Origin of the sequence: Candidatus Poriferisocius sp. (assembly GCF_965214065.1) — a bacterium.
In the GTDB taxonomy this organism is placed as follows: domain Bacteria; phylum Actinomycetota; class Acidimicrobiia; order Acidimicrobiales; family Bin134; genus Poriferisocius.
The window spans coordinates 577,147-598,098 of sequence record NZ_CBDCAT010000028.1; the positions used below are offsets into that span (position 1 = coordinate 577,147).

The 20,952-nt window shown below is 65.8% G+C and carries 19 protein-coding genes and 1 rRNA gene; 17 read left to right on the top strand and 3 right to left on the bottom strand.

Annotation, left to right across the window (positions count from 1 at the left end; genetic code table 11):
* Positions 1 to 2 precede the first annotated feature (2 nt).
* A complete protein-coding gene (locus tag ACOOGG_RS14105; protein ID WP_420436133.1) occupies positions 3 to 1,175 on the top strand; it encodes a hypothetical protein in 1,173 nt (390 codons plus the stop codon).
* Here ACOOGG_RS14105 and ACOOGG_RS14110 read toward each other — a convergent pair.
* Complete coding sequence (locus ACOOGG_RS14110) at positions 1,172 to 2,869, bottom strand: N-acyl-D-amino-acid deacylase family protein (protein ID WP_420436135.1); 1,698 nt, start codon at positions 2,867 to 2,869, stop codon at positions 1,172 to 1,174. The two genes, ACOOGG_RS14105 and ACOOGG_RS14110, sit on opposite strands and share 4 nt — an antisense overlap.
* Positions 2,870 to 2,988: 119 nt before the next feature.
* Here ACOOGG_RS14110 and pheS point away from each other — a divergent pair, with 119 nt between their 5' ends.
* From pheS to argH, 10 genes are read left to right on the top strand one after another with little or no spacing between them, the layout of a single operon-like run.
* Positions 2,989 to 3,984, top strand: coding sequence for a phenylalanine--tRNA ligase subunit alpha (gene pheS / locus ACOOGG_RS14115; protein ID WP_420436137.1), 996 nt, complete (start codon positions 2,989 to 2,991; stop codon positions 3,982 to 3,984).
* A 34-nt stretch (positions 3,985 to 4,018) separates the two neighbouring features.
* A complete protein-coding gene (gene pheT / locus ACOOGG_RS14120; RefSeq protein WP_420436139.1) occupies positions 4,019 to 6,376 on the top strand; it encodes a phenylalanine--tRNA ligase subunit beta in 2,358 nt (785 codons plus the stop codon).
* Between the two features lie 54 nt (positions 6,377 to 6,430).
* Positions 6,431 to 7,456 (top strand): N-acetyl-gamma-glutamyl-phosphate reductase, encoded by a 1,026-nt coding sequence (gene argC / locus ACOOGG_RS14125; RefSeq protein ID WP_420436141.1) that lies wholly within the window; start codon positions 6,431 to 6,433, stop codon positions 7,454 to 7,456.
* Positions 7,453 to 8,610, top strand: a complete 1,158-nt coding sequence (gene argJ, locus ACOOGG_RS14130) for a bifunctional glutamate N-acetyltransferase/amino-acid acetyltransferase ArgJ (RefSeq protein WP_420436143.1) — start codon at positions 7,453 to 7,455, stop codon at positions 8,608 to 8,610. Before argC ends, argJ begins: the two co-directional genes overlap by 4 nt.
* The gene (gene argB, locus ACOOGG_RS14135) at positions 8,607 to 9,488 is read left to right on the top strand and encodes an acetylglutamate kinase (RefSeq protein ID WP_420436145.1); all 882 of its coding nucleotides are present in this window, start codon (positions 8,607 to 8,609) and stop codon (positions 9,486 to 9,488) included. Before argJ ends, argB begins: the two co-directional genes overlap by 4 nt.
* The gene (locus tag ACOOGG_RS14140; protein ID WP_420436147.1) at positions 9,485 to 10,669 is read left to right on the top strand and encodes an acetylornithine transaminase; all 1,185 of its coding nucleotides are present in this window, start codon (positions 9,485 to 9,487) and stop codon (positions 10,667 to 10,669) included. Before argB ends, ACOOGG_RS14140 begins: the two co-directional genes overlap by 4 nt.
* Positions 10,666 to 11,565: an ornithine carbamoyltransferase gene (gene argF, locus ACOOGG_RS14145; protein ID WP_420436149.1), complete on the top strand. Its 900-nt coding sequence runs from the start codon at positions 10,666 to 10,668 to the stop codon at positions 11,563 to 11,565. The genes ACOOGG_RS14140 and argF overlap by 4 nt, the downstream gene beginning before the upstream one ends.
* Positions 11,562 to 12,065, top strand: coding sequence for an arginine repressor (gene argR, locus ACOOGG_RS14150; RefSeq protein WP_420436151.1), 504 nt, complete (start codon positions 11,562 to 11,564; stop codon positions 12,063 to 12,065). Before argF ends, argR begins: the two co-directional genes overlap by 4 nt.
* Positions 12,062 to 13,279, top strand: a complete 1,218-nt coding sequence (locus ACOOGG_RS14155; RefSeq protein ID WP_420436153.1) for an argininosuccinate synthase — start codon at positions 12,062 to 12,064, stop codon at positions 13,277 to 13,279. The genes argR and ACOOGG_RS14155 overlap by 4 nt, the downstream gene beginning before the upstream one ends.
* Positions 13,276 to 14,652 (top strand): argininosuccinate lyase, encoded by a 1,377-nt coding sequence (gene argH / locus ACOOGG_RS14160; RefSeq protein ID WP_420436155.1) that lies wholly within the window; start codon positions 13,276 to 13,278, stop codon positions 14,650 to 14,652. Before ACOOGG_RS14155 ends, argH begins: the two co-directional genes overlap by 4 nt.
* Before the next feature lie 123 nt (positions 14,653 to 14,775).
* Here the strand turns inward: argH and ACOOGG_RS14165 are convergent, their stop codons facing one another.
* Complete coding sequence (locus ACOOGG_RS14165) at positions 14,776 to 15,147, bottom strand: DUF4143 domain-containing protein (RefSeq protein WP_420436157.1); 372 nt, start codon at positions 15,145 to 15,147, stop codon at positions 14,776 to 14,778.
* 161 nt (positions 15,148 to 15,308) lie between these two features.
* Between ACOOGG_RS14165 and ACOOGG_RS14170 the strand changes: the two genes are divergently transcribed.
* From ACOOGG_RS14170 to ACOOGG_RS14185, 4 genes are all read left to right on the top strand, one after another.
* On the top strand, positions 15,309 to 15,494 hold the full coding sequence (locus ACOOGG_RS14170) for an FAD-dependent oxidoreductase (protein WP_420436159.1): 186 nt from the start codon (positions 15,309 to 15,311) through the stop codon (positions 15,492 to 15,494).
* A 17-nt stretch (positions 15,495 to 15,511) separates the two neighbouring features.
* Positions 15,512 to 16,081 carry a DNA-3-methyladenine glycosylase gene (locus tag ACOOGG_RS14175; RefSeq protein WP_420437609.1) on the top strand — a complete coding sequence of 190 codons (570 nt, stop codon included), beginning with the start codon at positions 15,512 to 15,514 and terminating at the stop codon, positions 16,079 to 16,081.
* A gap of 21 nt (positions 16,082 to 16,102) precedes the next feature.
* Positions 16,103 to 16,672 carry an NUDIX hydrolase gene (locus tag ACOOGG_RS14180; RefSeq protein WP_420436161.1) on the top strand — a complete coding sequence of 190 codons (570 nt, stop codon included), beginning with the start codon at positions 16,103 to 16,105 and terminating at the stop codon, positions 16,670 to 16,672.
* 109 nt (positions 16,673 to 16,781) lie between these two features.
* On the top strand, positions 16,782 to 17,141 hold the full coding sequence (locus ACOOGG_RS14185) for a clan AA aspartic protease (protein ID WP_420436162.1): 360 nt from the start codon (positions 16,782 to 16,784) through the stop codon (positions 17,139 to 17,141).
* A gap of 29 nt (positions 17,142 to 17,170) precedes the next feature.
* Here ACOOGG_RS14185 and ACOOGG_RS14190 read toward each other — a convergent pair whose 3' ends face one another.
* Positions 17,171 to 17,671 (bottom strand): hypothetical protein, encoded by a 501-nt coding sequence (locus tag ACOOGG_RS14190; RefSeq protein ID WP_420436164.1) that lies wholly within the window; start codon positions 17,669 to 17,671, stop codon positions 17,171 to 17,173.
* Between the two features lie 44 nt (positions 17,672 to 17,715).
* Here ACOOGG_RS14190 and tyrS point away from each other — a divergent pair, with 44 nt between their 5' ends.
* Positions 17,716 to 19,011 (top strand): tyrosine--tRNA ligase, encoded by a 1,296-nt coding sequence (gene tyrS / locus ACOOGG_RS14195; protein WP_420436166.1) that lies wholly within the window; start codon positions 17,716 to 17,718, stop codon positions 19,009 to 19,011.
* Positions 19,012 to 19,369: 358 nt separating this feature from the next.
* Positions 19,370 to 20,885, top strand: a 16S ribosomal RNA gene (locus ACOOGG_RS14200).
* Positions 20,886 to 20,952: the final 67 nt, after the last annotated feature.

Consider the following 20,952-nt stretch of genomic DNA (forward strand, 5'->3'; position numbering starts at 1 on the left):
CGATGACCTCTCGCCGCGAGGCTGTTGAACGCTGGTTCATCCGGCGGGGTGTTCCCCACGTAATCCACGACTACCGGGCCAGCACCGACGTGTTCACCCGGGCCGTGCCGTTCTTGTCGCTGGTTTTCCTGGTAGAGATATTCGCCTCCTTCGGCGACCGGTTCGACGGTTGGGCGCAATTCGGCGTGTTCTGGGCGGGCGCGGCCATTGCCCTTGGCGCAGTGGCGGCGGTCAACCGATTGAGGGGTCGTCGGGTGTTTCAGCTTCCCGACCGGGTGGGGGCCGTAGAACTGGCGGTGTTCGTGCTGGTGCCCCCTGTGCTCCCCGCCCTGTTCTCTGAAGACCGGGTGTCCGATACCGCAGGCCTAGCGCTGATCAATCTCTTGCTCCTCGCCGGGGCGTACTTGGTGGTGAGCTTCGGCCTGTTCCCGATGATTGTTTGGGCCGGGGCATATTCCGGGAGCCAGATTGCCCTGATCGGCCGACTGGTGGGCCGCATCCTGCCGCTGCTGTTGCTGTTCAGCGCCTTCTTGTTCTTGAACGCCGAGGTCTGGCAGGTGGCCCACGACTTCTCTTGGCCCTACTACGCCATTGTGTTGGGGGTTATCGGCATGGTCAGCCTCGGCTCGGTGGCGGCGCGCATCCCGTCTGAGTTGGTGGGCTTGGCCCGTTTCGAGACTTGGGATCAAGCCTGCGACCTGATCAACGGTTGCAATTCGCCGCTGGCCCCGGCCAAGCCTCCGGCTGGTGTCGCCGTCTCCCAGATTCCGCCCCTCGGCCGGGTTGATCGGGTGAACATCGGCCTGCTCATGTTCGTCGCTCAGGCGGTGAGAGTGGTGCTCGTTGGCCTGGTCGTCGGCGTGTTCTATGTGGCCTTCGGCCTTTTGACCGTGCGGGAGGCCACCATCGTGTCGTGGGTGGCGTCGGATGCGGTGGACCCGCTAGCCCGGTTCGGCTTTCTCGGCCACGAACTGGCGCTCACCTGGGAGCTGTTGGGCGTGTCGGGCTTCATCGCCGTTCTATCTGCCCTTCAGTTCGCAGTGTCAACGGTCACCGACAGCACTTACCGCGAGCACTTCTACGACGACATGGCCCACGAGGCCCGCGAGGTGCTCGCCACCCGAGCTATCTACCTGGCCGAGATCAGCCAAATCGCCGAGCGGGAAGACAGCTAGCCCGCGGCCGCGTTGCGGAGGAATCGGCCGGGCAGCGCGGCGGTGGGATCGCCATCAGCCCATGTGGGAACGCCGTTGACCACCGTGGCCCTATAGCCGGCCGGCTTGCGGCTGTAGCGCCAGCTGCCCGTGGGGAGGTCGTTTACCCGCACCTCGTCGCCCAGGTCGATCTCGTCTAGGGCGAAAACGGCCAAGTCGGCCGCTGCTCCCTCGGCCACAATGCCTCGGCCTTGCAGCCCGAAGAAGGCTGCCTGCTTGCCGGTCACCGAGTACACCGCCTCCTCAACCGAAAGCAGACCCTGCTCGCGCACCATTTCGGTGAGGAAGAAGGTGGCATCACCGGCCCCGACGAACATCTGAATGTGGGCGCCGGCGTCCGAAGCCCCGTTCACTGTGTGCGGCGACCGGGCCATCTCGGCCAAGGTCTCGTAGGCCACGGGCTGGGGCTGGGTCTTGAGGTGGGTGCCCATGTTGTTGTGCAACAGCCAATCGGCCACCGCGTCCGACAGGTGTACACCCCGGGCGTCGGCCAAATCGGCGATTGAGCGCCCGGTCCACTCGGCGTTGCGGGGCTCATCTGAGGCCAAGAGGATCATGTGGGGGCGGTTGATGGGGGCCAGGGTGTAGGTGCAGGCGTCCCAGTCGAGTCGGGCCCGCTCCCGCCAAGCCTCATCGCGCAGCATGGCCATCTTGGCCTCGTCGCCGTCGACGTTGCACAGCTCGTGCCACGCCTCCACCCCGCTCCACATGATCGACCGCTCGAAGTGCAGGTTCACATAGCCGGGTCTCACCGAGTACAGGGTGGCGATCTGCGAGCCCTCGGCGTTTAACCGGTCGACCAGATCCAGGGATATCCCGCGTTCTTTGGCCCGATTCTCCTGGGCGAAGAAGCCGCCCCAGTTGGCTCGGACGCCCCGATCCCTACACAGCGCCGCCATGCGCTCCATGTCGCCGGGGAAGTGCTCGAACTCGAAGGCCCGAGGCACGAATTGAAAGGTGGCGCCGGGATGGGCGGCCACCACATCGAGCAAGTCGCCCCACTCTTGGTCGTCGGCCATGCGGCTGGGAACCAGCCGGTTGTGTCGGTCCAAGTCCATCAGCGAAGTAGAGAGTCCGAAGGCCCCGGCGGCCAGCCCTTCATCGAGCACTTGGGCCATCTCGGCCCGCTCGGCCTCGGTGGCGGCTCGTTCCCAAGCCTCGGCGCCCATGACCCACATCCGCAGGGTCTGGTGGGGGAAGAAGGCAGCCACGTTGAGCGCGGTGGGGTGCTCGTCATTGGCAGCCTGGTACTCGGGCCATGTCTCCCACGTCCAGGGGATGGCCGTTTCGAAGGCGTCGGTGGGCAGGTCCTCAATGAAGCACATCAGCTCGATGAGCTGGCCTCTGTCGGCCTCCCGCAGCGGGGCCAAGCCCAGCCCGCAGTTGGCCAGCACCACGCTGGTGGTGCCGTGCGACGGCATGGGGTCGATATGGGGGTCCCACCACAGGGAGCCGTCGTAGTGGGTGTGGGGCTCGATGAACCCCGGCGTCACCAGAGCACCGCCGGCGTCGATCTCCGGCTCGCCGTCGGGCCGCAGCCCCGGCCCCATTTCGGCAATCCTCCCCGAGCGCACCCGCACATCTGCCTCGAACGAGGCTGCGCCGGTGCCGTCTACCACCGTTCCCCCGCGAACCAGCAAATCTCCTGTAGCCATGGCTGAACCTTAGGGGGAAAATTACCCTGAATCCGACTCGGCTCTGAAGCAGAATCGGCAGACCTACCGTGCGTATTTGATGCGGTGTTGATGGGCGGGGGTTGCCATAGTGGAGTCCGATGGCTGAGCCAGAGCAATTGGTGGTCGAGGCCCAACGGCAGGCGGCGGCCGCGACCACCCTTGATGAACTGAGCAAGGTGCGGACCACGGTGAGCGGCAAGCGCTCACCGCTGGTGGCGGCCCGCAAAGCCCTCGGCGGCCTCGATCCCGAGGCCCGACGGGAGGCAGGCCAGGCACTGAACGCGGCCAAGTCGGCCATCGACGAGGTCTTGGCCAGTCGCGAAGCCGAACTAGCGGCCGCCGCCCGAGCCGAGAAGCTGGCCGCCGAGCGGCTCGACCTCACCGAGGTAACCGAACAGCCTGCAAACGGCCATCTCCACGTCATCACCCAGACCTGGCAGGAACTCGAGGACGTGTTCGTGGGCATGGGCTATCGGGTGGCCGAAGGCCCCGAAATCGAGAGCGAGTGGTACAACTTCGGCGCCCTGAACTTCCCCTTAGGGCATCCGGCCCGGGACATGTACGACACGCTGTATGTGGACTACGGCGAGCCGGGCAGCACCCTGCTGCGCACCCACACCTCACCGGTGCAGGCCCGGGTGATGGAGAACCAGAAGCCCCCCATCTATGTGGTGGCCCCCGGCCGTTGCTTCCGCCAGGACACCGCCGATGCCACCCACATGCCGGTGTTCCACCAGATCGAGGGCCTGGTGGTAGACCGCGACACCACCTTGGGTGACTTGGCGGGGACCATCGAGGCGTTCACCGCCGCCTACTTCGGCCCTGGGTTCACCTCTCGGCTGCGGCCCTCCTACTTCCCGTTCACCGAGCCATCGGCCGAATTCGACATCCAGCGCCCCGACGGCACCTGGCTGGAGCTCGGAGGGTGCGGCATGGTCCACCCCAACGTGCTCAAGGCCTGCGGCATCGACCCTGAGCAGTGGCAGGGATTCGCCTTCGGCTTCGGCATCGACCGCCTGGCGCTCATCCGGTTCGGCATCGACGACCTGCGCGAGCTGTGGACCAACGACGTCCGCTTCCTGGAGCAGTTCTGATGGGCCGCACCCTGATTCTTGAGGCGACGGCGCGATGAAGGTCTTGCTGAGCTGGTTGCGTGAATTCGCCCCCGACATAGACGGCGACCCTGAAGACCTGGCCGAGACTCTGTCCGACTTGGGACTGGCCGTTGAGGAGATGAGCCACACTGGGCGAGGTCTGGAGGGCATAGTGGTGGCCGAGGTGCTGGCCACCCGTCCCCATCCCGACGCCGACCGCATCCAATTGGTGGACGTGGACGCGGGCGACGGCGAGGCCCTCCAGGTGTGCTGCGGAGCCTTCAACATGGCGGTGGGCGACCGGGTGCCGCTGGCCACCGTGGGCACCACCATGCCCAACGGCATGGAGATTGCCCGCCGCAAGATGCGGGGCGAATGGAGCAACGGGATGCTGTGCTCGGGGGCTGAGATCGCCATGGGCGACGACCACGAGGGCATCCTGATCTTGGAGCAGGGCCTGACGCTGGGCGTTCCCCTGGCCGAGGCACTGGGGATCCACCCCGACGTGCTGTTCGACTTGGAGGTGAACCCCAACCGGCCCGACGCCATGTCGGTGATGGGTGTGGCCCGAGACCTGGCCGCCCGCCTCGGAGTGCCCTTCTCGGTGGCCGCCCCCCGAGTCGATGAAGCCGGCCAGCCTGCGGCCGAGCGGGCATCGGTGAGCATCGCCGCCCCCGACCTGTGCGGTCGCTTCGGGGTGCGGGTGCTGGACAACGTGCCGTCGGGTGCGTCGCCCCGCTGGTTGGCCAACCGGCTGCTGGCCGTGGGCCAGCGCCCCATCAACGCAGTGGTCGACCTGTCCAACTACGTGATGTTCGAGCTGGGCCAGCCCAACCACACCTACGATCTGGATTTGGTGCCCGGCGGGGAGCTGGGGGTGCGCATGGCCCGTCCTGGCGAGCAGATGACCACCCTCGACGGGGTGGAGCGCACTCTGACTGAGGCCGACGGGGTGATCGTCAACCGCGACGACGAGTCCATCGGCCTGGCCGGCGTCATGGGCGGAGCTTCCACTGAGATCTCGGCTGACACCCGCTCGGTGCTGCTGGAAGCAGCCTGGTGGGACCCCATGACCATCGCCCGAACCGCCCGCCGTTTAGGCCTGCGCAGCGAGGCATCAGCCCGCTTCGAGCGGGGGGCCGATCCCGACATCATCCCCATAGCGCTGGACCGCTTCGCTGAGCTGGCTGGCGCCCTCGGGTCCACCACCGCCCCCGGCACTATCGACACTGCCGGCAACCGACCTGGATCGATCACCGTTCGAGTTCGCCCTCAGCGGGTGAACTCTATCTTGGGCACAGAATTGGACACCGAAGAGATGACCGCCCTGCTGGAGCCGATTGGTTTCGCCTGCGATGCAGGAGAGGGCGACCGGGAATTTGATGTCGCCATCCCGTCGTGGCGGCGCGATTCGGCCACCGAGATCGACGTGATCGAGGAAGTAGGCCGGATGCACGGCTACTCCCGGATCGCCCGCACCGTGCCGGTTACCGAGCAGGCTGGTGCCCTTACATCCCAACAGCAAGACCGCCGCCGCATCCGCGCGCTGCTCACCGGCATGGGGATCACCGAGGCCATGCCCCTGCCCTTCCTGGCCCCCGGCGATCTGGCTCGAGCTGGTCTCGGCGGCGACGGCATCACCGTTGCCAATCCGCTGGTTGCCGAGGAATCGATCATGCGAACCTCGCTGCGCCCCGGCCTGCTCAAGGCGGTGGCCTACAACGCGGCCCGGCGCACCACCGGAGTGTCTCTGTTCGAGATCGGGCGGGTGAACCCTGGCGGGGGAGGCGATCTCCCCGATGAGCACGAGCACCTGGCCGTGATCTTGGCCGGCCAAGAGGCCACTGCGGTCACCACGCTGTGGCGCCGCTTGGCCCGCAACCTGGCTGTTGCCAATCCAGGTGTGGTCAACGGCCCAGTAGACGGCCTGCATCCTGGACGGTCCGGGCAGGTATTGGCCGATGGCCAGCCAGTGGGGTCCTTGGGCGAGATCGATCCACAAGCGCTCGATGCTTATGAGATCGGCGAGCGGGTGGCCTGGTTGGAGGTCAACCTCGGGGCGCTGCTGAACGCTGACCGGGGGCTGGCGCCCTATCGAGCCCCCAGCCGCTACCCGTCCAGCGACATCGACTTGGCCTTCACTGTCCCCGACGAAGTGTCCGCCGACGAGGTTTCGTCCACCATCGCCCAAGCCGGAGGTGAGCTGCTGGCCTCGGTGGCCCTGTTCGACGTGTTCCGCTCCGACCAACTAGGCGAGGGCCGCCGCAGCCTGGCCTTCACCCTCCGCTTCGAGGCCGCCGACCGCACCCTCAACGACGCCGAAGTCGCCGCCGCCCGCCAATCCTGCATAGAAGCCGTCACCACCACCCACAACGCCTCACTTCGTGGGTGACGTACCGCCGCAATTGACTTGAATACTTATTCATAAATATGCATAATTGGTCCCATGGGACAGAAGATTCCTGTGGGGATCATTGGGGCGTCGGGGTTTGTGGGTGCGGAGTTGATGCGGTTGCTGGCTCACCACGACGGCTTCGACGTGCGCTTCGTAACCGGCGATACCCAGGCAGGGCAACCAGTTGCCGATCTTTATCCTCACTTGGCTGCCATCGGCACCGAACAGGAGTTCGTGAAGTACGACCCCACGCTGTTGGACGATGTGGGCCTAGCGTTTCTGGCCCTTCCCCATGGCCAGTCCATGGCGCTGGCTGGCGAAATCTTGGCTCGGGACAAGGCTACTATCGATCTGGCCGCCGATTTCCGACTGACCGACGCTGGGCAATACCAGCAGTGGTATGGGGAGCCGCACCAGGCGCCCGAGTTGCTCGGGCAGTTCGCCTACGGATTGCCCGAGCTGTTCAGGGATGAGCTGGCCGGTGCCGCGGCCGTGGCCGTTCCCGGCTGCTATCCCACCGCCGCCGCGCTGGCAGTGGCCCCGCTGGTCCGCATGGGGCTCATAGAAACCGATGGGGTGATCGTGGACGCGGCCAGCGGGGTATCCGGTGCAGGACGGCCTCCCAAGGCCCACACCACGTTCTGCGCGGTGGACGAGGACTTCACCGCCTACGGGCTCCTCAACCACCGCCACACCCCCGAAATAGAGCAGGCCGCCGGGGCGTCGGTGCTGTTCACCCCCCACCTGGCTCCGATGAACCGGGGCATATTGGCCACTTGCTACGCCAAGCCAGCAGGGGAGGCATCCACCGACTCGCTGCTCGGTGCGCTGGCCGAGTCCTACGCCGATGAGCCGTTCATCGTCGTGTCTGAACGCCCTCCGTCAACCAAGGCCACGCTGGGTTCCAACGCCGCCCATCTCACCGTCCGCTACGACGCCCGTACCCAAACCGTGGTGGCGTTGTGCGCCATCGACAATCTGGTGAAGGGGGCGGCTGGGCAAGCAGTGCAGTGCGCCAACCTCGTCAGCGGGCTGGACGAGACCGCCGGGCTGACCGCACTGGGGGTGTATCCATGAGCGTGACCGACGTCGCAGGATTCCTAGCCGCGGGGGTGACCTGCGGCATCAAGCCCAGCGGTAAGCCCGACTTGGCCCTGGTGGCCACCGCTGATGGCTCGACGGTCAGCGCGGCCGGGGTGTTCACCTCCAACAAGATGACCGCGGCCCCGGTACTGGTGTGCCAAGAGCACTTGGCCACAACTGGGGGAAGGGCCGCCGCGGTGGTCCTTAACAGCGGCAACGCCAACGCCGCCACGGGGACGCAAGGCATGGCCGACGCCCGCCAGATGTGCGAGGAAACCGCCGCCTCCCTGGGAATTGCCCCCGAGCAGGTGTTGGTCTGCTCCACCGGGCTGATCGGCTACGTCCTGCCTATGGACAAAGTCACGGCCGGCATAGCTGCGGCCGCTCAAACGCTCACCCCTGACGCCGGCCCCCATGCAGCCGAGGCCATCATGACCACCGACACCGTGCCCAAACAGGTGCTCGTCGCCGGCGACGGCTTCTCCGTGGGGGGCATGGCCAAGGGAGCGGCCATGCTCGAGCCCAACATGGCCACCATGTTGGCGGTGCTGGTCACCGACGCGGCCGCCGACCCCCACACCCTGCAACAGGCGTTGCGGGAGGGGGTGGCCGGCACGTTCAACACCCTCACTGTGGACGGCGCCGAGTCCACCAACGACACCGTGCTGATCCTGGCCAATGGCCAGGCCGGGCCGGTCGATCCCGATGCTCTCACCCAGGCGGTGGCCGCGTCCTGTGAGAGCCTGGCTCTCCAGATGGCCGACGACGCCGAGGGCTCCACCAAGACGGTCTTCCTGCGGGTCACCGGGGCAGCCTCCGACGCCGAGGCGGCCAAAGCCGCTCGGGACACGGCCAACTGCCAGCTTGTGAAATGCTCCTGGTACGGCCAAGACCCATACTGGGGCCGCATCGCCTCGGAGATGGGCGCCGCCGGGGTGGCCTTCGACAACACCAAGCTGACAATCGCCTACGGACCCCATGTGGTGTACGACCACGGTGAGCCCACCCACCCCCCCGAGCTGGCTGAGTACATGACCGGCCGCCGCCTCGACCTGCACGTCGATCTGGGCATGGGCGACGGGCAGGCCCGGATCATCACCACCGACCTCACCCACGCCTACATCGACGAGAACATGGGGACGTCATGAGCCTCACCCCTGAAGCCACCGCCGCGGTGCTTACCCAGGCCCTGCCCTACATCCAGCGATTCTCCGGCTCCACCGTGGTGGTGAAGTACGGCGGCAGCGCCATGGACCGCGACCACCTGGCCAGGTTCGCAGCCGACATCGTGCTCATGCACTCGGTGGGCATCCGGCCCATCGTGGTTCACGGCGGCGGCCCCCAGATCGGCGAGATGATGGGACGGCTCGGGTTGGAGCCACGCTTTGTGGACGGGCTGCGGGTCACCGACGCCGAGACCCTCGACATCGCCCGCATGGTGCTGGTGGGACGGGTAAACCGCGACATCGTCTCAGCCATCAACGTGCACGGCCCTTTGGCGGTGGGCGTGTCCGGGGAGGACGCCGGCTTGATCCAGGCTCGGGCCGACAACCCAGAGCTGGGCTATGTCGGGACGGTGGACACGGTCAACACGGCCATCATCGACCGGCTGTTGGACGAGAGCCTCATTCCGGTCGTGTCCACCATCGGCGCCGACGCCACCGGCCAGGCCCTCAACATCAACGCCGACACCGTGGCCGGAATCCTGGCCGGAGCACTGGACGCGGCCAAGGCGGTGTTCCTCACCGACGTGGAGGGGCTCTTGGCCGATCCCGACGACCCGTCCACCCTAATCAGTGCCACCACTCCCTCGGCTCTCGACGAGATGGTCGGCACCGGGGCTTTGGCCGGAGGCATGATTCCCAAGGTCGAGGCCGCCGTCCACGCCGTGCGCCACGGGGTGGCCTCAGCCCACATGGTGAACGGCACCACCCCGCACGTGCTTCTTCTGGAGCTGTTCACCGATGCCGGGGTGGGCACCATGGTCTGCCCCGATTCCGATCAAGAACAGGAGATCTCTCCATGACCACCCACACCGACGCGGTGGGCTCTGACGCCGGGCCCTGTCCGCTTATGCCCACTTATGGCCCGCCGTCGGTCATGTTCGTGCGGGGCCAGGGGTGCTGGCTGTGGGACCGCGACGGCACCCGCTACCTGGACTTCCTCAGCGGCATCGCGGTGTGCAGCCTGGGCCACGCCCATCCCCGGGTGGCCGAGGCCGTCGCCGAGCAGGCCCGCACGCTGTGCCATGTGTCCAACCTGTACGCCACCGACCCCCAGATGCACGTGGCCCGCACCATCGACCGCCTTGTCGGCGGCCCGCCCGGCCAGGTGTTCTTCGCCAACAGCGGCGCTGAGTCCAACGAGTGCGCCATCAAGCTGGCCCGCAAATGGGCCGGTCATGGCCGCTACACGGTGATAAGCGCCGGCCGGTCGTTCCACGGCCGGACCCTGGCCACCCTGCACGCCACCGGCCAAGCCGAGAAGCACGAGGCCTTCCAGCCCCTGCCCGAAGGCTTTCGCCACGTCCCCTGGGATGACATCGCCGAGTTGGAGAAGGCCATCGACGACACCACTGCTGCGGTGCTGTTGGAGCCCATCCAAGGCGAGGGGGGCATAAACGTGCCCTCCGACGGCTATCTGCAAGCGGTGCGCGAGCTGTGCGACGAAAGGGGATTGCTGTTCATGCTCGATGAGGTGCAAACCGGGCTGGCCCGCACCGGGCGCTGGTTTGCCCACCATCACGACGGCGTTGAGCCCGATGTGGTGACCATGGCCAAGGCGCTGGGCAACGGCATGCCCATCGGGGCCTGTTGGGCCAGGGCAGAGGTGGCTGCGGCCTTCAAACCGGGCGACCACGCCACCACCTTTGGCGGCCAGCCTCTGGCGGCGTCGGCGGCCAAGGCCACCCTAGAGGTGATGGAGGAGATCGACCTGCCTGCCAAGGCCGCTCGAGCCGGAGGGGCGATGCGGGCGGCCGTGGAGGCGCTCGACGGAGTAGCCAGCGTGCGGGGCCGGGGCCTGTTGCTGGGCGTGGAGCTGGCCGGAGAGCGGCCCGCCGCCGAGGTAGTGAGCGCGGGGATGGCCGAAGGCTTGGTGCTGGGCACCGCGGGTGCGACCTCGTTGCGCATCGCCCCGCCCCTGATCATCAGCGACGACGAGATCGCCCACGGCGTCGCCGTCCTCGACAAGGCGTTGAAGCCATGAATCCGGTCCGCCACCTGCTGGAGGTCGATGACCTCACTGCGGCCGAGCTGGCCACGGTGTTGGAGCTTTCCGCCGACCTTGCCCCTTCGCGGGTGTTGGAGGGCAAGGGCATGGCCTTGCTGTTCGAGAAGCCCTCGGCCCGCACCCGCCACTCCATGGAGATGGCCGTGGTGCAGCTCGGCGGCCACCCGGTGTCCATCGCCGGCGCCGAGGTGGGCATCGACCAGCGGGAGTCGGCCGAGGACATCACCAGGACTTTGGCCTGCTATCACGCGGCCATCGGCGCCCGGGTGTTCGACCACACTGTGGTTGAGCGCATGGCCGCGGTCAGCCCGGTGCCGGTGGTCAACATGTTGAGCGACCAGGCCCACCCCTTGCAGGCTTTGGCCGACATATTGACTGTGAAGCAGGTCTTCGGGGAGATCAGCGGCCGGCGCATCGCCTATGTGGGCGATCCCAACAACGTTGCCCGGTCGCTGGCCATCGCCGCTGGCCTTGCCGGGGCGGAGTTCGTCATCGCCAGCCCTGCCGGATACCGATTCGACGCCGCAGACCTCAGCCGCATCTCCAACAGCGGGCAACAAGCCCATGTGGTGGAAGATCCCGAGACCGCGGTGGACGGCGCCCATCTGGTGTATACCGATGTGTGGGTCTCCATGGGCCAAGAGGCCGAGACCGACGAGAAAATGGCCGCCTTCGCCCGCTACACCGTGGACGAGAAGCTGATGGCCCGGGCCGTCCCCGGCGCCGTCTTCCTGCACTGCCTTCCCGCCCACCCTGGCCTCGAAGCAACCGAAGATGTGCTCTACGGCCCCCAGAGCCTGATATGGCAGCAGGCCGAAAACCGGATGCACGCCGCCCGCGGCCTGCTCGCGTTCTTGTTGGGGGCGACATGAGGCTGGGAAAGAACCAGCGCCAGCATCGGATAGCCCAGATCCTGAAGCAGGAGTCGGTGTCCAGCCAAGATCACCTGGTGCAGTTGCTGTCCGCCGAGGGGGTGGCCGCCACCCAGGCCACCGTGTCGCGCGACCTCGACGATTTGGGCGCGGTCAAGGTCCCCACCGGAGGCGGATCGGTATACGCCATCCCCGAGCTGCCTACCGAGCAGGTCGCCCCTGACGACCATCTCCGGCGGGTGCTGGGGGAGTGGGTGGTGGCCGTGGGCTTCTCCCAGAACCTGATCGTGCTCAACACCCCGCCGGGATCGGCCCACGTCGTGGGCTCGGCCATCGACCGCTCGGCGGTGGACGGCGTGCTGGGTACCGTCGCCGGTGACGACACCGTGCTGGTGGTGGCCACAGAAGACACAGGCGGCCATCGGGTGGCCGACTTCTTCTGCACGCTCGCCGGACTCAACGAATATGGGGAACCTGCCCCGTTGGAGGAGAACTCGTGAACCAGAACTTGAGCAAAGTCGTGCTGGCCTACTCCGGCGGGCTGGACACCTCGGTAATCCTGCGCTGGTTGCAGGACACCTACGACTGCGAGGTGGTCACCTTCACCGCCGACCTGGGCCAGGGCGAGGAGCTGGAACCGGCCCGGGCCAAAGCCGAGGCCATGGGCGTGGAGGAGATCTACATCGAAGACCTGCGCGAGGAGTTCACCGCCGACTTCGTGTATCCCATGTTCCGGGCCAACGCCATCTACGAGGGGGAGTACCTGCTGGGCACATCCATCGCCCGCCCGCTCATCGCCAAGCGGCTGGTGGAGATCGCCGCCGAGGCGGGCGCCGACGCGGTGTCCCACGGCGCCACCGGCAAGGGCAACGACCAGGTGCGCTTCGAGCTGGGGGCCTATGCCCTCAACCCCGACATCTCGGTGGTGGCCCCGTGGCGCATCTGGGACTTGGGCTCCCGGGAGAAGCTGGTGGCCTACGCCGCCGAGCACGGCATCCCCATCGAAGCTGAGCGGGAGGGCGGCTCCCCGTTCTCAATGGACGCCAACCTGCTTCACATCTCCTATGAGGGCGGCCCGCTGGAAGACCCGTGGTTCGAGCCTCCCGAGGATATGTGGCGCTGGTCGACATCGCCCGAGAGCGCCCCCGACACCCCGACCGAGATCGAGCTCGGCTTCCAGGGCGGCGACATCGTGGCCATCGACGGCCAGCCCCTCAGCCCGGCTTCCGTGTTGGCCGAGCTGAACCGCATCGGCGGGGCCAACGGCATCGGCCGCCTAGATCTGGTGGAGAACCGCTACGTGGGCATGAAGTCGCGGGGCTGCTATGAGACCCCCGGCGGCACCATCATGCTCAAGGCCCACCGGGCCATGGAGAGCCTCACCCTCGACCGGGAGGTGGCCCACCTCAAAGACGAGCTGATGCCCCGCTACGCCCAGCTGATCTACAACGGCTACTGGTGGAGCCCCGAGCGCCTCATGCTCCAAACCGCCATCGACCATTCCCAGGTGCGGGTGAACGGCACCGTGCGGCTCAAGCTCTACCGGGGCAACGTGACCGTGACCGGGCGGCGTTCCGACGACAGCCTCTTCGACGAGGCGGTGGTCACCTTCGAAGAGGACCAGGGCGCCTATGAACAGGCCGACGCCGAGGGGTTCATCAAGCTCCACGCCCTGCGGCTGCGCACCCTGGCCCAGCGGGCAGGCCCGTCATGAGCACGCTCTGGCACGGGAGGTTCGAAGGCGATCCCGCCGAGGAACTGATGGCCTATACCGCCAGCATCGGCTTCGACGTGAGGCTGGCGCCCGACGACGTCGCCGGCTCGCGGGCCCATGTGCGCATGTTGGGCCGCGTCGGGCTGCTCTCCGACTCAGAGGTAGACGTCGTGCTGGCCGCGCTGCACCAGACTGAGACCGAGCTGGCCTCTGGCGACTTCGAATTCGCGCCCAGCGACGAGGACATCCACACCGCCATCGAACGCCGGGTAACCGAGCTAGCCGGAGCGGCCGGGGCCAAGCTCCACACCGGGCGCAGCCGCAACGACCAGGTGGCTACGGCCCTGCGCCTGTTCGCCAAGCGGGAGCTGGCCGCCATGGCCGCCGACGTGATCGCCCTCCAACAGGTGCTGTTGGACCGGGCCGCCTCCGCCGGCGATGCCTACCTGCCGGGGTACACCCACCTCCAGCGGGCCCAGCCGGTGCTTTTGGCCCACCACCTGCTGGCCCACGGCTGGGCGCTGTCCCGGGATGTGGACCGGCTGGCCGACGCCCGCACCCGGCTGGACGTGAGCCCGCTGGGGGCGGGCGCGGTGGCCGGGTCTTCGCTTCCCTTGGATCCCGACATGACTGCCTCCGATATGGGCTTCGCCGCCCGGTTCGAGAACTCCATGGACGCAGTGTCCGACCGGGACTTCGCAGCCGAGAGCCTGTTCGCATCGGCCATGGTGGCAATACACCTGTCCCGGCTCGGCGAGGAGATCGTGTTCTGGACCTCAGAGGAGGCCGGCTTCGCCACCCTAGACGACGCCTACGCCACCGGCAGTTCCATGCTGCCCCAAAAGAAGAACCCCGACATCGCCGAGTTGGCTCGAGGCAAGGCTGGCCGGATCATCGGCAACCTCACCGGTCTGCTGGCCACTCTCAAAGGCCTGCCGCTGGCCTACAACCGCGACCTCCAAGAAGACAAGGAACCCCTGTTCGACGCGGTAGATCAAGTGCGCCTCGGCGTGAGGGCTATGACCGGGCTGATGGCAACCATCAGCTTCAACACCGATGCCATGGCCGCGGCCGCCGACGCCCCCACCTCGGCCGCCACAGATCTGGCCGAGCACCTGGTGGCCGACGGCGTGCCTTTCCGCGACGCCCACGCCATCGTCGGCGATCTCGTGCGCCGCTCGCTAGAAGGCGCGGCTTCGCTGGCCGATCTGGTTCGGGCCGACCCCCGCCTGGGGGAGACCGCCGCAGCCCTGCTGGCCCCCGGTGTCCCCGTCACCCGCCGCACCACCCCCGGCGGCGCTGGCCCCCACGCCGTAGCCGCACAGATCAAACGCTTCCGCGCCCAACTCGACGCCGACGCTACCCGGTTCTGACAAGCAGGCCGAGTTCTACTTCCCACCTTCCACACCAGCAATTCACCCTCAACCCCGGCGACACCGAACTGGAAATCACCCTGCCCGTCGCCGACGACACCGACACCGAACCCGACGAGACCCTCACGCTGTCTCCCACAGCCTGCGGATCGGGACGGCCCGGAGGCGGTGACCGAAGCCGGCGCTGATCTCGCCGTCGTAGAGCACGACCCCGGCGGCGAAACGCTCGCCGGTGGCTGCTGCGAGTTTGCGCAGTCCACCGAAATCCGAATTGGTGACCGTGGAGCCGGCCTTGACCTCGACTCCGGCGACGAGGCCGCCACGCCCCTTGATCACGATGTCCACCTCGGCGCCGTCCTTGTCCCGGAAGTGGAAGAACCGCAGGTTCTGGTGATGCCCGCTCGCCTGGCGTCGCAGTTCGGTGTAAACGAAGGTCTCAGTCAGTTGCCCGAGAAGCCCTCGATCCGTCCGCAGGAGAATCCTCGAGAGCCTCAATCAGCCGACTACGAACGTGGCGCGGGTAGAACAGAGCAGCGCTCATCGGCCGATTGTAACTGTTGTCCACGGCCAATTGAAAGGTTCGACCTCGTCTGAATGAAAGCCAAGAGTTCCTCTGATCGAAAATCAACCAGAAAAAACTCTCATATCAGATTGATGTGTGCCCTGTTTTTTGGTCCTGGTATGTGGGCCTCCGCGTCTTCGCACCGAACCGCCAGCCGGTCATCCGGCCCCACCGGCAAGATCCCACATTCATCTGGTGCGCCGGCCTAGGTGGCACCGGAGTGCAGACTGCGCCGGGCGTGGGAATGCGGGTAGCAGAGATCGTGAGCGGGCTGCTCTAAGGTGCTCGACCGTGACACTGGAGCGGGACTTTTATGCCCGTGACCCGAGGGAAGTGGCCCCGGACCTGCTGAACAAGGTGCTGGTGGCCGGGGGGTGCCGGGGTCGGATCGTGGAGGTGGAGGCCTATGGCGGCGCCGACGACCCGGGCAGCCACGGCTATCGGGGGATGACCCCCCGCACCGAGGTCATGTTCGGGCCGCCGGGGAAGCTGTACGTGTACTTCACCTACGGGATGCACTGGTGCGCCAACGTGGTGTGCGGGGTCGAAGGAGAGTGTGCAGCGGTGCTGTTGCGGGCGCTGACCCCGCTGGTTGGCCTCGACCAGATGAGAGAGCGGCGGCCGAAGGCCCGCCGCGACCGGGATCTGTGCAGCGGGCCGGCCAAGCTCACCGCCGCTTTGGGCATCGACGGCGCGGGCAACGGCGCCGATCTGGTGACCGCCGATTCGGGGATTGAGCTGCTCGATGACGGCACTGCGCCCCCTGCTGATCCGGGCCGCTCGGTTCGCATAGGCCTCAGCGCCGGTACCGACCTTCCATGGCGCTGGTACGTTCCCGGTTGTCCCGATCTATCCCGCAAGGGCTGAAGAAGAGCAGATATGGCCTGGGTGAGCAGTGAAGATGCTGAATTGGCCTCCAGCAAAGACCTGGCCGTGGCTCGAGAGCTTCTGGCCAGGTTCCACGATGATCTGGGGGACCGCTACCGAACGCTAATCGACAGCTACCCCGACGCCTGCCAGCGAACCTGCCGACCCGGACACCTCACCGGCTCGGCGCTTGTCGTGGATAGCGCGGGTGCCAAAACGCTGCTAATGCTCCACGCCAAGCTGGGCCGCTGGCTTCAGCCCGGAGGTCACGCCGATGGCGATGCCAACCTGGCCGCAGTGGCGCTGCGGGAGGCAACCGAGGAAACCGGAATCTACGGGCTGCGCATCTGGCCTCAGCCCTTGCATCTGGACATACACGAGGTGGATCCCCCCGGTGAAGACACCCACCTGCACTACGACGTCCGGTTCTTGGTGCGGGCCCCCGCCGACGCTAAGCCGAAGCCAAACCACGAGTCTAGAGATATGCGATGGGTACCCCTAGACGCCCTGACTGAATTGACCAGCGATCCCGGCTTGTTTCGCCTGGCCGAACTGGGCGCCCAGCGGTTGGCATTCTCGAGGTCAATCTAAATTATATTTCGAATAATTTGGATACCTCTCATATTGATACATCCGACAAGGGTCGGCCTATACTTGGTTTTCGGCCCTGCTGATGGGGTCGGAGCGAAGGGAGTCGGCCATGGGCGAGACATACGTATCTGCAACAGTACGGAACCCGCGTGAGCCTGACAGGGCTTGGCAAGGGCGGTTTCTGGTGGACACCGGAGCTATGGATTGCGTCATGCCCCGAGCACAGGCAGAGGCCATCGGCATTGAGCAGCAGGGAAGGCGGACCTACTGGCTGGCCGACGGCAGCGAATGTGAATTTGATTACGGCGTGGCACAAATCGAGTTCATGGATGAGGTGGTGGGCGGGTGCATCCTGTTCGGCGATACCGGCTCTGAGCCGTTGCTGGGACTCACGGCGCTGGAGTCAACTGGCATGGTGGTGGACCCCAAGAGGAACGAACTCAGGCCCGGGGGTCGCTTGCGGCTGTAGCCCGGCATGTGCGTCGCGCCTCGTCGCTGCTAGCCGATGTCCAGCGGGTCGCCACAGGAGGGCATCCGGTTGCGGTCGGCGAAGGCGTCCAACAAGGCGTCAACCCCTTCTCCCCGCTCCACACTCACTCTGAACTGGCGGTCTTCTCCGGCCCGGAGGGCCTCGGCGTGGGCCAGGCGGTCGCCGATGTAGGTCTCCCAGCTCCTCAGCCACAACCCCACAAGCTCTCCGTCTTCGCCCCCGGGGGCGAAGGCGGCCAAGTCGGCTGTCATATCGGCCAGCACTGCGGTCGAGGCTTCGATCTGGCCAGCCCGTTCTTCCGTGCTCGCTGCTTCGCGGGCCTGGGGGAGGCGGTCCAGCACGTCTCGGGCTTCGGCGCATCGGGCCTCAGCGTCGGCTACCCACTCCCGGTCTTCGAGGCGGTCGGGGTTGCCGTCGCCGAAGAACCAGATCGTGGCCCCGACCCAGAACACGGCGAACAGCACTATTACTGAGATGCCGATAGTCAGGCCGAGTTGTCTGCCGGTCACGTATTCATTCTCCCTTTGCCGCTGACTCCCGTAGCCTGTGCCCGGTGCTCGAAGAACTCGAATCTCGCGGCCTGGTACACGACACCACCGATCGAGAACTGCTGGCGCGGCGGCTGAACGACAGTCCGATCGGGGTGTACCACGGCATCGACCCTACGGCCAGTTCCCTGCATTTGGGCAACCTCATCGGAGTATTGGTGTTGCGGCGGTTCCAGGAGGCCGGCCACCGGCCCATCGCGTTGGTCGGCGGGGCCACCGGAATGGTGGGTGACCCCAGCGGTCGTTCCGATGAGCGCAATCTCTTGGACGATGACACGCTGGCGGCCAACCTTTCTGGAATAAGAGTCCAACTGGAAAGACTCCTGGACTTCGACGGCGACGCCGAGCTGGTCAACAACTACGATTGGACCCGCGACCTCACCCTCATCGAGTTCTTGCGAGACACCGGCAAGCACGCCACCGTGAACCAGATGGCGGCCAAGCACTCGGTGCGCAGCCGCATGGAGAGCGAGAGCGGAATCTCCTACACCGAGTTCACCTATATGCTCTTGCAGGCCTACGACTTCTGGTGGCTGCACTCACACCATCAATGCGAGCTCCAAATCGGCGGCTCCGACCAGTGGGGCAACATCACCGCTGGTGTGGATCTCATTCGCCGCCGCTCCGGGGTCCAGGCCCACGGCCTCACTTGGCCGTTGCTCACCCGGTCTGACGGGGCCAAGTTCGGCAAGACCGCGGAGGGGGCAGTGTGGCTGGACCCAAATCGCACCAGCCCCTACCGCTTCCACCAGTACTTCGTGCAGGTACCCGACGAGGATGTGGAGCGCAGCCTGCTCCAGTTCACCATGCTGCCGGTGGGGGATATCGCCGAAGTGGTAGAGGCCCACCAGGGCGACCCCGGACGCCGGGATGCCCAGCGGACCCTGGCCAATGAGGTCACCTCACTGGTGCACGGCCCAGGCGCGGCTGCTGCTGCTGCTGAAGCCGCTCGAATCCTGTTCGGCTCTCCGGTGGACGACATGGACGAGGCCGCTCTTGAGACGGTCGCCGAGGAGGTGCCCACCTCAGACATCTCCCTTGCTGGCGGCGGTGGGTTCGACGCCGGCTCGAACAGCTTCGACCTAGTTGAGATGCTGGCCAAAACCGGGCTGGCCACCTCCAAAGGCGATGCCCGCCGGGGGTTGTCCGAGGGCTCGGTGTATGTGAACAACGTGCGGGTTTCCGGCGAAGACCCGACCGTTGCTGTCGACCGCCTGCTGCATGGCCGCTACCTGCTGCTTCGGCGGGGTAAGCGCCGCCACCACCTGCTGCGAGTGAGGGGAAACGAATCCCCTGGATGAGTTGACGTTGCTGGTCAGCGCCGGTAGCGTTACAACCCGCCTCTGAAACGGGTAGCTCTCGGGCTGCCCGCAGCGGCAGAGCACGGTTTGGCTTGTCTGGACCGATGCGGTTCTCCCGTCAGGGTCACCGCCTCACGCTCCTTGAAAACGGAAGAGAGGACGGATAAGCCAGTGCGGGCGACGTCTTGGCGCACCTCGCGTTCAAGTCGTCGACCTAACACAATTCCAAGGAATATCAGTCAGGAAGGGTTTCGGCCCTTTTGACTTTCCGGAATCGCTTCGTCTCGCCGAGGTAATTAGTGAGACGAGCACATGATCAAAGGCGGCGAAACCCCTCGGGGAGGAGCTGCTGGAGATATTGACGGAGAGTTTGATCCTGGCTCAGGACGAACGCTGGCGGCGTGCCTAACACATGCAAGTCGAACGAGGTCGCCTTCGGGCAATGACCAAGTGGCGAACGGGTGCGTAACACGTGAGGAACCTGCCCCGAAGACTGGGACAACCACGGGAAACTGTGGCTAATACCAGATACCCTCCGCTGATCGCATGATCGGCAGAGGAAATGCTCCGGCGCTTCGGGAGGGTCTCGCGGCCTATCAGCTAGTTGGTGAGGTAACGGCTCACCAAGGCATCGACGGGTAGCTGGTCTGAGAGGACGATCAGCCACACTGGGACTGAGACACGGCCCAGACTCCTGCGGGAGGCAGCAGTGGGGAATCTTGCGCAATGGGCGAAAGCCTGACGCAGCAACGCCGCGTGGGGGATGAAGGCTCTCGGGTTGTAAACCCCTTTCAGCAGGGACGAAATTGACGGTACCTGCAGAAGAAGCCCCGGCCAACTACGTGCCAGCAGCCGCGGTAACACGTAGGGGGCGAGCGTTGTCCGGAATTATTGGGCGTAAAGAGCTCGTAGGCGGTTTGGTAAGTCAGATGTGAAAGGTTAGGGCTCAACCCTAAGATTGCATCCGATACTGCTATGACTAGAGTCCGGTAGAGGAGTGTGGAATTCCTGGTGTAGCGGTGAAATGCGCAGATATCAGGAGGAACACCGACGGCGAAGGCAGCACTCTGGGCCGGTACTGACGCTGAGGAGCGAAAGCGTGGGTAGCAAACAGGATTAGATACCCTGGTAGTCCACGCCGTAAACGTTGGGCACTAGGTGTGGGGCCTTATCAACGGGTTCCGTGCCGTAGCTAACGCATTAAGTGCCCCGCCTGGGGAGTACGGCCGCAAGGCTAAAACTCAAAGGAATTGACGGGGGCCCGCACAAGCGGCGGAGCATGTTGCTTAATTCGAGGCAACGCGAAGAACCTTACCTGGGTTTGACATGTACGGAAAAGCCATAGAGATATGGTGTCCTTCGGGGCCGTACACAGGTGGTGCATGGCTGTCGTCAGCTCGTGTCGTGAGATGTTGGGTTAAGTCCCGCAACGAGCGCAACCCTCGTCCTATGTTGCCAGCACGTAATGGTGGGGACTCGTAGGAGACCGCCGGGGTCAACTCGGAGGAAGGTGGGGACGACGTCAAGTCATCATGCCCCTTATATCCAGGGCTGCAAACATGCTACAATGGCCGGCACAACGGGCAGCGACACCGCGAGGTGAAGCGAATCCCTTAAAACCGGTCTCAGTTCGGATTGGAGTCTGCAACTCGACTCCATGAAGTCGGAGTCGCTAGTAATCCCGGATCAGCAACGCCGGGGTGAATACGTTCCCGGGCCTTGTACACACCGCCCGTCACACCACGAAAGTCGGCAACACCCGAAGTCAGTGGCCTAACTCTTTTGAGGGGGAGCTGCCGAAGGTGGGGTTGGCGATTGGGGTGAAGTCGTAACAAGGTAGCCGTACCGGAAGGTGCGGCTGGATCACCTCCTTTCTAAGGAGTTCCGTTTCCACTTGATACCACCAAATGGTGGAATTAAGTTCGGACACTCCCAGTTGAT